12 protein-coding genes are annotated in these 12,266 nt (G+C 42.5%); 5 read left to right on the forward strand and 7 right to left on the reverse strand.

Annotated features, from left to right (window positions below; all coding sequences use genetic code 11):
* Positions 1–389 precede the first annotated feature (389 nt).
* From V202x_RS06570 to V202x_RS06580, 3 genes are read right to left on the reverse strand one after another with little or no spacing between them, the layout of a single operon-like run.
* The gene (locus V202x_RS06570) at positions 390–1,394 is read right to left on the reverse strand and encodes a D-2-hydroxyacid dehydrogenase (RefSeq protein WP_197993261.1); all 1,005 of its coding nucleotides are present in this window, start codon (positions 1,392–1,394) and stop codon (positions 390–392) included.
* Between the two features lie 17 nt (positions 1,395–1,411).
* On the reverse strand, positions 1,412–2,218 hold the full coding sequence (locus V202x_RS06575; protein ID WP_145172342.1) for a biotin--[acetyl-CoA-carboxylase] ligase: 807 nt from the start codon (positions 2,216–2,218) through the stop codon (positions 1,412–1,414).
* A gap of 32 nt (positions 2,219–2,250) precedes the next feature.
* Positions 2,251–2,622: an STAS domain-containing protein gene (locus V202x_RS06580; protein ID WP_144982856.1), complete on the reverse strand. Its 372-nt coding sequence runs from the start codon at positions 2,620–2,622 to the stop codon at positions 2,251–2,253.
* 506 nt (positions 2,623–3,128) lie between these two features.
* Between V202x_RS06580 and V202x_RS06585 the strand changes: the two genes are divergently transcribed.
* Positions 3,129–3,719 (forward strand): DUF2062 domain-containing protein, encoded by a 591-nt coding sequence (locus tag V202x_RS06585; RefSeq protein ID WP_145172344.1) that lies wholly within the window; start codon positions 3,129–3,131, stop codon positions 3,717–3,719.
* An 80-nt stretch (positions 3,720–3,799) separates the two neighbouring features.
* Positions 3,800–4,762, forward strand: a complete 963-nt coding sequence (locus tag V202x_RS06590; RefSeq protein WP_145172346.1) for a carbohydrate kinase family protein — start codon at positions 3,800–3,802, stop codon at positions 4,760–4,762.
* A gap of 25 nt (positions 4,763–4,787) precedes the next feature.
* On the opposite strand, the gene V202x_RS06595 is transcribed toward V202x_RS06590, so the two are convergent.
* Together V202x_RS06595 and folP are read right to left on the reverse strand one after the other, a co-directional pair.
* Positions 4,788–5,471, reverse strand: a complete 684-nt coding sequence (locus tag V202x_RS06595; RefSeq protein ID WP_145172348.1) for an SGNH/GDSL hydrolase family protein — start codon at positions 5,469–5,471, stop codon at positions 4,788–4,790.
* Positions 5,472–5,530: 59 nt separating this feature from the next.
* On the reverse strand, positions 5,531–6,418 hold the full coding sequence (gene folP, locus V202x_RS06600; RefSeq protein WP_232098886.1) for a dihydropteroate synthase: 888 nt from the start codon (positions 6,416–6,418) through the stop codon (positions 5,531–5,533).
* Between the two features lie 507 nt (positions 6,419–6,925).
* Between folP and V202x_RS06605 the strand changes: the two genes are divergently transcribed.
* A complete protein-coding gene (locus V202x_RS06605) occupies positions 6,926–7,360 on the forward strand; it encodes a hypothetical protein (RefSeq protein WP_145172350.1) in 435 nt (144 codons plus the stop codon).
* 140 nt (positions 7,361–7,500) lie between these two features.
* On the opposite strand, the gene V202x_RS06610 is transcribed toward V202x_RS06605, so the two are convergent.
* Entirely contained in the window at positions 7,501–7,851 is a 351-nt protein-coding gene (locus V202x_RS06610; RefSeq protein ID WP_144982845.1) for a hypothetical protein, read from the reverse strand.
* A gap of 282 nt (positions 7,852–8,133) precedes the next feature.
* On the reverse strand, positions 8,134–9,540 hold the full coding sequence (locus V202x_RS06615; RefSeq protein ID WP_145172352.1) for an HD domain-containing protein: 1,407 nt from the start codon (positions 9,538–9,540) through the stop codon (positions 8,134–8,136).
* 90 nt (positions 9,541–9,630) lie between these two features.
* On the opposite strand from V202x_RS06615, the gene V202x_RS06620 reads away from it, so the two are divergent.
* Positions 9,631–11,442 (forward strand): TrkH family potassium uptake protein, encoded by a 1,812-nt coding sequence (locus tag V202x_RS06620; protein ID WP_145172354.1) that lies wholly within the window; start codon positions 9,631–9,633, stop codon positions 11,440–11,442.
* Positions 11,443–11,513: 71 nt separating this feature from the next.
* On the forward strand, positions 11,514–12,203 hold the full coding sequence (locus tag V202x_RS06625) for a potassium channel family protein (RefSeq protein ID WP_145172356.1): 690 nt from the start codon (positions 11,514–11,516) through the stop codon (positions 12,201–12,203).
* Positions 12,204–12,266 lie beyond the last annotated feature (63 nt).

Below are 12,266 nucleotides of genomic sequence, written 5' to 3' on the forward strand. Positions count from 1 at the left end.
GTTTGCTTCAAGATACGACTGTAGATTAAAAAGGAATAAAATAATGTGGGTTGTTACTCATTTGCGAAAAGATAGATCATCAGACTGCTTCGAGGTGATTGGCTCGTATGGGCCTATATATGACATTGATCTGGCTCATCAAATTCAAACTAAATTGGCAGATGAGAGTGAAAATCTCGAGGATAAATATGTACTTACCCCTCTCAATGAAGTTCTTGACATGTTTTTCAATGAATGTAAATGATACGATCGGCTGCCTGGAGATCAGATAAAATATTATTCGAACATTGATATCTTGCTTCCCGCTTCCTTTGCAGGAGTTCCATCACAGACAGGATTGAAGTCTGAGTTGATCCAGGAGAACGAGTCTTTGAAAGCGGACATAAATGTTAGAACCATTGACGTTTATCAGCTGGTGTAACGAAAGGCTTTCCAGCAAGAAAGCAACGCAGATTTTCTAACATTGTTTCCAGGTGTCGTTCTGGTACGCGAGTCGAAGCAGCCGCGATATGGGGTGTAATCATCACATTTTCCATGCTCCATAAAGGGTGCTCTTTCGGTAAAGGTTCGATTTCAAATACGTCTAAACCAGCACCAGCAATTTCGCTGTTTTGTAACGCAGAAGTTAAATCCTGCAGATCGACGATGGCTCCACGACCAATATTGATCAGATATCCGGTCGATTTCATTTGTTGGAACTGTTTTGTTCGAAACATTTTTTCGGTCTGAGGAGTATGTGGGGCAGCGATCACGACAAAATCACTGACGGCTAATAAATCCTCTAAACGATTAACCTCCCAAACTTCATCGATGACTCCAGGAACTTCTTTTGTATAAGGATCGACGGCGTACACTGTCATACCGAATGCAGCAGCGCGCTTGCAAATTTCACTACCGATGCTACCTGCTCCAATAACTCCCAGCGAACAGTCTGACAGATGTAAATGACTTCGATCGACTTCACTCTCCTGACCTGGCCCCGTCACAAAATTGGGTTTACCCGCTTGGCCTCCAATAGGCTGCCAGTGAGATTCAGTTTGTTGCCAGATATAGAGATGTAAATTCCGAGCGAAGCAAATTACAAAACCGAGTACATGATCGGCAATAACATCGTAAAATAGACCGCGCATGTTGGTAAGCTGGCATGGATGTTCTACCAGTTCTGGAAAGACATAATGCTCTAAGCTTGCCGTCGGGGTCTGCACCCACTTTAAATTCTCTGCCACTGCCAGCAATTGTGGAGTTATTTTTCCAAAGAATGCCTCGGCTGTTTTTATTTCCTGTAATGCTTCGGAAATCTCTTTTGCATTACAAATAGATAACTCATCAGAAATTTTTTGTATTTTTGAGATTCTTTCAGAATCGATTTCGGGATAGATTAATAATTTTGTCATGTCTATTAGGAGCAGTTTCAAAAATGTTCTATAGTTCCGCTGATAATTCTTTCGATTCCATCAGTAGTTTTTAGAATCAAAAAACCCTCGTCATCGATTTCAATGCAGTTACCCTCTTTTGTAATTGAACCTGTTGTCACACGAATCTTCCTTCCGCTTAATAAACAATAGCGACGCCATTCACTCATAAATTCCTTATTTCTATTTGCGACATCATACAGCCGATTCTCAATACCATTGATGAGATCAATCAGAGTAGTCGCCATTGAGTATCGCTGGTGGGTCACCTCGTAAAGCGATGTTCCCATTGATTGCAAGTCTTCAGTGGCTGACTGAAATGAGTTATTCAGATTCAGTCCCACCCCTATGACAACCAGCCCTGGTTGATCGGCTGTGGTTTCTACCAGAATTCCACATACTTTTTGCTGCTGTAAATAAACATCATTTGGCCATTTCAATGCCAGTTTAAATTCAGAAAGGTATTTTTTAAGTGTTTCGCAAACCGCTAAGCCTGTTGCTAATGCAATCAGTGGTTGCCGCTCGATTGAAATCTGAATTTGCCCAACATCGACAACCAGAGAAAAGGCCAACGCCCCTTCAGGTGACCACCAGGAATTACTACCTCGGCCGCGGCCTGCAGTTTGCTTACCAGTCAAAACCAAACTTGGTAACGTCATTTTACTTGATGAATTTGACTTTTCAGGTGAGCAGAGTGTATTTAGCGCCCACGTATTAGTCGATGATAGACTTTCAAAATAGTCTAGATGCTCAATGAACGTTTCCGTCTGGATTGCTTTTAAATCATCAGCAGTAAACGGCAACATTCCAAGCTCAATTCAAGCGAAGAGATCAAAGATTATGAATTTTCAGTCAAAGCAGTGATGGCTGCTTCTCTTGAATCATACAATGGCCAGAGTGTTCCAATTTTAATACACTTCAAGATATTTTGCATATTTTCACATGCATTACAGAAAACGGCTTGTCCCCCGCTTTGCTTCGCGCGCTGTAATAGACGAATAATAGCCCCAATAATAATGGAATCCAGATACTCAACATAAGTCAGATCAATGATGACATTTCTCACTTCAGGAGCATCTAGCATGCGTAGAACCTTATTCGATTCAATCTGAACGTTACTGTATTGAAATTGAAGAGTCGAACCTTGAGGGACTACGATCAGATTTTGTTCAACCTGTTCCACCTCAAAAATATCCAATTTTTCTATCATCGATCAATCCCAGTATGAAACGAATTCAAGGATCTCCAAGAAGTTACCAATGTATTAATTTGCTATGAAGAATAAACGAAATGTTTTACAGAGCATAACTAACCTTTATTCAAATTTCAGTCATTGGATTCGAAACTCTCAAAAAAATCGAAACGATTACTCTAAAATGTACAGTCTGTACCTTATTACGGCTATATAAGGCGGCTAACACTTTCTCAATCCCCATCTTCAAATGTGTTATTTCAGTTGCCTAATGTGAAATATCTTCACTAGAATGGGAGTTTGCTGGAGAAAATTAGATTTTGTTCCATTGAATCTGGTTGTAATACCTATAATCAGGCGTATTAAAAGAGTTTTCTGATTTCGAATTATCGCTTCAAACCGATAATTCCATAAATCTGAAGAATTTTGCTAGGAACCAGCCGATAAATTTATCGAAACCATCGATAAACTCATCTGGACAGCCTCTAGCTAAACTTACCTGAATCAGCCTGTTGAAAAGCCGTATGTCAGCTTCAAATTTATCATGGAAAAGTAGTCCACGAAGACTCTTACGTTCAATTTTAATGTTGGACGACACTGCGCATTCTATTGCCTTAGGCACTGCAATAGGCATGTTTATCGCGCTCACACCTACTGTTGGCATTCAGATGTTGATGGTGATTTGCTTTGCTTTTGTGACACGACCTTTATTTCGATTTAATCAAATTGCCTCGTTGATCACAGTATATATTTCCAATCCGCTGACAATGATCCCAATCTATTGGTTTGATTATAAAGTAGGTACTTACTACGTCGGTGGGTCGATGAATCAGCAAGAGTTCGCCAAAATTTTCGAATTCGAAGGCTTCAGCGGATGGTGGGAGACGGTCAAACAACTCATTCTGGAAGTGGGTTCTCCGCTCATCATAGGATCTTTAATCGTGGCCACGTTTTGCTCTTTGGTAACCTATCCTATTATGCTCAGGTTAGTCATGCACTTTCAAAAAATGAGGCCCACAGCCACACAGGATGAATCTGAGACTCAAACTGTAATACCACATAAGCCTGTCGATTCAGACCAGACCACAAAATCTGTTCACATCCATTCCAGTTAAGCGTTGAACTCAACCTTAACTCTCTCATAATAGTCAATCGACGATTTATTTGATTTTATTGAGATTTTAAGGGACAGTAAATGTCATCTACAAAGTATGACTGCTTATGCGCGGGGATCATTGTTGCAGACCATATCTGTAAAGCCATTGATCATATGCCGAAACCGGGAGAGTTAGTGCTTACAGATGAGATGGAGCTGGCTATCGGCGGCTGTGCCTCAAATGTGGCAGCTGATTTAGCCAGACTTGAAAGACAAGTCGCTATCGCCGGAATTGTCGGTCAGGATGTTTTTGGGCGTTATGTCGAAGAAAGCTTGATCCAATCTGGCGTCCACTGTGATTACCTCTTGAAATCAGATCAGCTCCCCACGAGTGGTTCTTTTGTGATCAACGTTCAAGGGGAAGATCGTCGATTCATTCATTCGGTTGCCGCCAATTCATTGTTTACAGGAGCAACAGTTACAGAAGATCAAATACAATCCAGCCGGATTCTCTATTTGGGTGGATATTGCCTTTCAGAAAAATTATCCCCTGAAAATGTGACAAATATGTTTCATATTGCCAAAAAAGCCGGAGTGACAACAGTGCTGGACGTTGTGACTCCCAAACAAGACGACTACTGGAAAATGCTGAAACCGGTTCTGCCTCTCAGTGACTATTTTCTGCCCAACAATGATGAAGGAGAGCTGATCACCGGAAAATCAGATCCGATTGAACAGGCGCGCGAATTTAAGGCAGCAGGAGCAAACACAGTCATCATTACCTGCGGGAGTGAAGGCAGTATCTTGATGAGTGAGAACAAGACGATTCAATCTGAAATTTATCCTGTGAATCTGGTAGATGGCACCGGAAGCGGCGACGCATTTGTCGCAGGGTTCATCCACGGCTTACTGGAAGAAGGAAGTCCGGAAGAATGTCTTCAGTTTGGCTCTGCACTAGGGCATAGTTGTGTTCGTGCGACCGGCGCAACTGCCGGTATTTTTACCCGAAATGAATTGAATCAGTTTGTCAGTTCTCATGAGTTACCAATTGAAACCGTCTGATTTTCAACAAATTCCTATCGATATTTTATTGACATAAATAAGGCTTAACGACTTTCGTCCAGACCAGGTATCCTTCGTGATTTAAGTGCAAACCATCTGATTTGAACAATTCAGGACGCGGTTTACAATCAGCTCCTAACATCGGGTTCCAGATATCGGCATAATCCAGAAAATTATGATTTGCACATTGCTGGCAAATCAGTTGATTCGCTTTCATAATCGTATCAGCCAGTTCCCAACGTCGAAGACTTGGTTTGATAGCAATAAAAACGATTCGCGTTTTGGGAAGCCGTTTATGGATGACTTCTGTAAATTTCTGGAAATCGCCAGCCACTTCCTCCGCCGTCCGATCACGTGAAAGATCGTTGTCACCTGCATATAAAAAAATCAACCGCGGTTCGTGATTCAGAATAATGCGATCAGCAAAATGAGTTGAATCGACGATTTCGGATCCGCCAAATCCTCGATTAATGGCCTTTTGATTGGGAAAATATTTTTCTAAGTCCCAAAGCCGAATACTTGAACTGCCGACAAATAAAATCCCCTGTTTTTGAACTCCCTGTTTTTGATCCTTCAATTCAAACTCTAAAATTGAGCGTTCCCACCTCTTAAAATCATGTTCAGATTTCTCAGCCGCCCAACTATCTAGTGAAAAGAGAAAGAACAAAACCACTATGATCATACATTGATTAATGACTCTTGTTTTCATTGCGTTCCTCATCATTAAAATGCCAGAAAGATTTCGTTTTCTGAATTCCTGAAATGAAATCATGAAACTCGCTGAGAAATTGCATCCCAGGCCGCCAAAGCATCTCGATTGGCGGCTACATCGTGAATACGCAGGATATCAACAGATTGATTTGCTAAAGCGAGTGAAACTCCAATTGTACCTGCAAGACGTTCTTCAACTGATCGATTTAGTAATTTCGATAAAAAGCGTTTACGAGAATGACCAATGAGGATAGGAAAACCCAACTCTTTAAAATCTTGAATGTGTGACAGAATATCTAAATTATGCTCAGCAGTCTTCCCAAACCCCAGACCGGGGTCGAGTACAATCCGATCCTGTTCAATTCCAGCCTGAAACAATAATTGCAGACGTTCACCAAACCATGCTTTGATATCAGTAACTACATTCTGATATTCAGGATTTTTTTGCATGGTTTGTGGAGTTCCCTGAATATGCATGCAAATCAAGCCAGCCCGGGTTTCAGCGGCGAGAGGGATCATATCCTGGTCAAAAGTAAAACCCGAAATATCATTTATGATGGTGGCTCCCGCCTGGATTGCCTGCCGGGCTACCTCTGCTTTTGTTGTGTCTATGGAGATGGGAGCCTGAGTTTGTACTGATAATGCTTTAATGGCTGGAATCACTCTTTTTAGTTCTTCATCTAAAGAAACCGGCTCTGCACCAGGACGAGTAGACTCTCCACCAATATCTAAAATATCAGCCCCCTCCTTAACAAGCTGCAAGCCTTTTTTAACAGCAGTCTCAAGTTTGACAGCTTCTCCTCCATCTGAAAAACTGTCGGGAGTGACATTCAGAATTCCCATCAGAAGTGGTAACTGACCGAAAAGAATTGATTGTGAACCACATTTCCAGGCTGGCAGAGAACCTGATTGTTCGGTTGAGCTTTCGAGAGGGTGTGAATTCACTCAGTAATCCATCAAATCAATAGCAATGTTGATGAGGTAAAACTTCATTAGACCTACTTTTACTTTCCATTCATCACTCTTGCAAGCCGTAAGCAAATGAGACCGCACTTATCAGGTTTAATCAGACATTATAACTTTTTGAGCAATCAAAACCTGTCTATTGTTTTATGATTCTGCTTGAAAACGTCAGGTCTCGCTCAGATTCTGTTTGGATGAAAACGCTCAATCATCACTATTTTCGGTATGAAACAGCCAAAATAGAGTTACTTCAGGAAATTGAGGATTTTTAGAGAAACTTAACTTTTTGTATTGTCTTTACTTTGACAACGTAATTCGTTCTGGTATTGTAATCAGCGTATTTGCTGTAACCGGCAAATCTTACCAAACTAGAAAAACAGACCTGTTTTCTCTAAGTACGTAGGCTTAGAGACATCGCTGAAGAATGAGCAAGTGGCTTTTTTCAGCGAAGTGGAACCACTTTTAATTAAAGAATCTCAGGAGTACACCATGATTCGAAAAGCTGTCACACTCTCAATGATTGCTGCATTGACTTTGTTCGCTGCATCTTTCAGCACATCAAACACAGAAGCTGGTTTACTAAACCGCTGCTGTAAGCCAGAACGCGTTCGTTGCTGTAAGCCACGACGTGAACGCTGCTGCAAGCCAGAGCGCGTTCGTTGCTGCCGTCCTCAACGCGTTCGTTGCTGTAAGCCAGAACGCGTTCGTTGCTGCCGTCCACAACGCGTTCGTTGCTGCAAGCCAGCTCCCGTATGCTGCCCTGCTCCAGCACCAACATGCTGTGCACCAGCACCAAAGTGCTGCAATGCTTCACCTTGCTCAAGCTGCGAAGGTTCAACTGCACCAGTTAGCCCCGCTCCAAAAGCAGAAAACGCACCAGCTCCTCCAAAGAAAGCTCCTGCTCCCGCTCCTAAAAAAGCGTAAGCTGAGCTGATTTTGACGGGGAACGCTTTTGTGTGACAGCCGTCAGGAAGAGCTATGATAAATTCAAACAGCCTCTATTGTCTCGAGCAATAGAGGCTGTTTTATTTTTCCAGGGGACGCCAACAGACTCAATAGAGTAGTTATGCTGACTTTGCATAGGTAAGATCTGAATCGGGGCTCTCAGGATTACTTGCACTAGTAATCAGTTTCTCCAGCCTGGGAAGCATTTTTTCTCCCAAACGAGTCACTTGATAATACACTCCCGAATCTCGCCCGGAAAGCTGGAATTTTAGTAAATCGAAGGCGATCAGCTTACCATGAATACGGGGTAGCCGCTCCAAAACAACTCCTTCTACTTTATTCTGGCGACCAATCCAACCATCAAACTCAGGGTTTTGTTCCTTAGCCTGACGCTGTAACTGGCTGTAATGGTTGAGTACAAGACACCACTCGGGATTTTCCATCATCTGTTCTAATTCTAAGTCGATCATAGTTTGTTCTATCGACTCTAACTTAAAATCAGTCGCATTGATTTTCCTCTGTCGACACGATCGACATAACAGGACTTTAGTCTGGCACACTTAGGGAGAAAAACAGCAAAAACCCCTCAAGATTCTCAATTCCAACGAAATTTCATTTCGTGAACTCAGCTCGATTCTTGTTCAGTTCTATCAAGGCTCACAATGTTTTCATTGGAGAACAACTCACGGAGGCAAAAGTCTTGTGCAGTTCGGTGAATTTGTAGCGGATGAAGCGATTATTTAAAGCGGGCATTACATGTTCGTTTTGGAATCCGAGACCTCTCCTAATGCAGCATTCATGGCGTTGGTAATCTCAAAATCGTGTTGATGGTCCTGAGTATAAACTCGGAATATCAGAAAGCTCACCGGCAACGCCCGAAATAATTCATCATCGTTAAGCTCCTGTGTTTCCTCGGTGCCCGGATCAAGGAGGAAATTTTGGCCTCCTGCAGGTAATCTCCCACTAGGACGATGATAATGCTTGGCAACATCAATTCTTAGTGGAATCTGATTTAACTCCGCAGGCAGTTTGGCACGTACCCGCCTTTCGACCAGATCAGGCTCAGAATAAATTGAGGTATGGACGGCCGTTCCGGAATGAAAATTGATCGATCGTTCACAGGCCATCTTCCACTCGACATTTCGTGAAAGAATCCCCTGCCAACGTTTTCCTAAACTTTGAACATCCGGATCAGAACTTTTCTGAAACCTGCCAACGTCGACAAGAAAAGATGATTCTGTAAAACCCAAATACTCATCCAACTTTTCAAGAGGATTTCCATGGAACAGGTGCTCCATTGTATCAGGGAAAATCTCTTCCAAAGCGATGTCGACTGCGCGAACAGTGCGATGATAATAAATCGTCCTGAAAAGGTTGGCTCGGGTTTCAATAAAATTGACTAACGCAGGTAACCCACGACCATGAATAGTTAAACCCTCTGACGTAAAAAAACTATAGTGTACCAATCGTGATACATCGACTGCCCGCGTGTTATACCCCGACATATAAGCATCGCGTAAAACGAAGTCCATATTATCGACAGTATAAATTCCGCTGAACATTGCCCGCAGTTTGCAAAGCCAATCTGGATTTCCATCTTCGCTTTCAGAATCTCCAGCGGGTCGCCGAATGAGCCAACCAATCTGTTTAGGATCCAATTCTTCAAGAGGATTTAAGCGCCCATTGGGATTTCTACGAATTCCTCGAATCAAATCACCCAATTCGTTTTCAATGATATAGGCACCGATGTCTTCATGAGTCAGCTCAAACTGATCCAGGTAATGATCGTCAAAAAAATGTCCGAAGGGGCCATGGCCGACATCATGTAATAAAGCAGCCAGTCGAACCAGACTTTCGACATAGGGCAACGAAGGAACATTCCTGCAGGCGCTATTCAGAGAATCATACCAGGCATTTATCGTAACAGAAGCCAGATGCATCGCTCCCAATACATGCTGAAACCGCATATGCTCTGCAGACGGGAAGACCCACCACGCCGTTTGTAGTTGATGAATGTGCCTGAGCCTTTGAACCCAGGGATGATCTATTACCTCCTGTTCAGAGACTTCATCATCAGGAATTCCTGTTTTAGAAGTAAAGGGAATGTATCCATGAATCGGATCATGAGTCAAACTTTCGGAAATAAAATCGCGTACCATTTTCTCACAGTTTCAATTGCATTATAGTGCTACAAGTGCTCTGAACATGTTTTCATAATTTTGAATTTTGTTGCAGATTAAAAAATCCTAATGGCATTGTCACATCTTCCAAGCCGCTTTGAATATCAAACCCACCATCCGCGGCGCTGCCGTGTATTGCGACGAATAGAAATCTTTGCGCTAATCATCGCGGTGATCGCCCTTGTTATTCTACATGGCTTACTGAAGATTACCACTATAGTACATTGGGAACTAGGTGGCACTATTGTTCTCGCAATGCTGTATTTTGGATTCAGCCTCTCACTACGCTATTTCTGGTATATCTCAAAAAAAGAGTTTATTAAGCGAAATCTGATCTATCTGTTGATTTCCGGCATATGGTTACTCACTAGTCTGACGATTCTCATTTTTCACAATTTGATCCCTAACCAACTAGAATTGATTCTAGATGTTTCCGAATTTTGCATCATCCTCAGGAGCCTCTATGAAACGATCATTTTAATTCGTCGTGTTTCATCTCGAGGTTGGAATCCAGCGTTAATCGTTGCCGCTTCGTTTCTCATCCTGATTGCCATTGGAACCACCCTCCTGATGTTTCCTTCAGCACGAGTTCAGGACCTTACTGACAAAGATTCGGAAACGGCCCCTTTTCTGGTTGCCTTATTTACATCCACCAGTGCCAGCTGCGTCACAGGACTCACTATTGTTCCCACGGGCTCTTACTGGAGCAGAACCGGACACACCATTATCATGTTTCTCTTTCAAATTGGTGGTTTAGGTATCTTAACGTTCGGTGCTTTTTTTGCAGCCGCTTTTGGACGCACAATGCAAATTCGTGAGAGTGTCACGTTCAGCGAGATGCTGGAATCGCATCAAAGAGGAGATGTCAGACGATTAGTATTGGCAATTTTGGGAATCACCATTTTTACGGAACTGACAGGCGCATTTTTCCTGTCAGGTCTTTGGCCTGAACTTCCCTGGGGAGATCGTATTTACCATAGTCTTTTTCATTCGATCAGTGGCTATTGTAATGCTGGTTTCAGTTTGATGGATGACAATCTACTCAACATGGGACATCACTGGCAAGTTTGGGGAGTAATGCCAATATTAATCATCATTGGTGGTTTAGGCTTTGCTGTTAACTATAACTTTATGCTATATGGAATTACCCATTTCTCAAATTTTTCAGTGCGAAAACCACTGTTTAATCACCCCACTCAAAAAGTAAGGCTTACAATTTCTTCACGACTCGTTTTCATAACAACCATCTTCTTACTCGCAGGTGGGACAATTGGAATCTACCTGCTTGAATCAATCCATATGCAAAAAGAAGTTTCTTCTGGAGAATTGCTCAATTCAGCATGGTTCCAGTCTGTTTCTTTCAGGACGGCTGGTTTTAACACAGTAGACTTAGGAGAATTACAGCCGCAGTCTAAACTGTTTGCAGTATTACTCATGTTTATTGGTGCCTCTCCCGGATCAACTGGTGGAGGAGTCAAAACCGTCGTCTTTGCACTGGCGATTCTCTCAGTCTGGTCTCTTCTCAAGGGCAGGGATCGTGTAGAAATCATGGGCCGAACAATACCCAGCGCTTTAATTAACCGATCTTTAACGATTATCTCACTGAGCATTCTGGTTCTGATGTCGTCGACACTTTTAGTCGTTTTGTTTGAAAACAGACAAGACATTTTTCTGAACCACCTGTTTGAAACGACCAGCGCCTTCGCTACCGTTGGTGTTTCCACGGGGATTACCGCTGATTTGACGACGCCCTCACATTGGGTCATCATCTTTACGATGTTTATTGGAAGAGTTGGTCCCCTGACAGCATTGATAGCTCTGACGAATCGTGGTCCTTCATATCGATATAGTTATCCTGAAGAAAGTGTGAATTTAGGTTAATCCACCCTTAGACAAAGATGCGTTTATGTTGAAGCAATCACACACTAATACTTGGTGGGAGAAATAATTCTGTGACAAAAGTAGCAGTAATCGGATTAGGACGATTCGGAATCGAACTGGCAAAACGTCTCGGAAACAGCGGTGTGGAAGTCATTGCTATTGACCATTCTGATAAACTGGTCAATGAAGTAAAAGACGATGTCGCCATCGCAGTCCGTCTCAATGCAACAGATGAATTAGCTTTAAAGAGCCAGGAAATTGATAAGGTCGACGCCTGCGTGATTTCGATTGGTGAAAACTTTGAGGCTGCATTACTCATCACAGTGATAGTCAAAAAAATGGGAGTTCCCAAGATCATTTGTCGTGCACAGTCGAAATTTCATGCTGAAATTTTTTCTCAAATCGGCGCGACAGAAGTCATTCAACCCGAAGTACAAGCGGGAACTCACCTCGCTCGGTTATTAGCAAACCCCCACCTAGAAGATTATCTCCAAGTCGGTGATGGGTATACCATGATTGAGCTTTTAACCCCGAATGAATTTGTGGGTAAAAACTTGATCGAACTTTCAATGCGATCCACATACTCGGTCAATGTGGTCGCAATCCGGAAACGTAATTCTGAAGAAGTCGAACAAAAAACGGGCAAGATGTACACAACCGACTGTGTGCCACACCCTGATTATCAAATACAGGAATCAGATATTTTATTAATCATTGGTACCGACCAGAATCTGGCTCGACTCCCTACGAGCAATACCTAAGTTAGATCTGGCGTTTTCTGTTTTCTCTAACTACCGGGAAAAAACGAGATCGTATTCGAGTAT

This window comes from Gimesia aquarii (assembly GCF_007748175.1).
Classification (GTDB): Bacteria; Planctomycetota; Planctomycetia; order Planctomycetales; family Planctomycetaceae; genus Gimesia; species Gimesia aquarii_A.

Bases quoted from the DNA above. Each gene is read 5' to 3' on its own strand.
- V202x_RS06605 (WP_145172350.1), top strand. From the start codon at position 6,926: ATGATTCGAAAAGCTGTCACACTCTCAATGATTGCTGCATTGACTTTG.
- V202x_RS06575 (WP_145172342.1), bottom strand. From the start codon at position 2,218: ATGTTGCCGTTTACTGCTGATGATTTAAAAGCAATCCAGACGGAAACG.
- V202x_RS06620 (WP_145172354.1), top strand. From the start codon at position 9,631: ATGGCATTGTCACATCTTCCAAGCCGCTTTGAATATCAAACCCACCAT.
- V202x_RS06585 (WP_145172344.1), top strand. From the start codon at position 3,129: ATGTCAGCTTCAAATTTATCATGGAAAAGTAGTCCACGAAGACTCTTA.
- V202x_RS06610 (WP_144982845.1), bottom strand. From the start codon at position 7,851: ATGATCGACTTAGAATTAGAACAGATGATGGAAAATCCCGAGTGGTGT.
- V202x_RS06570 (WP_197993261.1), bottom strand. From the start codon at position 1,394: ATGACAAAATTATTAATCTATCCCGAAATCGATTCTGAAAGAATCTCA.
- V202x_RS06615 (WP_145172352.1), bottom strand. From the start codon at position 9,540: ATGGTACGCGATTTTATTTCCGAAAGTTTGACTCATGATCCGATTCAT.
- V202x_RS06580 (WP_144982856.1), bottom strand. From the start codon at position 2,622: ATGATAGAAAAATTGGATATTTTTGAGGTGGAACAGGTTGAACAAAAT.
- V202x_RS06590 (WP_145172346.1), top strand. From the start codon at position 3,800: ATGTCATCTACAAAGTATGACTGCTTATGCGCGGGGATCATTGTTGCA.
- V202x_RS06595 (WP_145172348.1), bottom strand. From the start codon at position 5,471: ATGAAAACAAGAGTCATTAATCAATGTATGATCATAGTGGTTTTGTTC.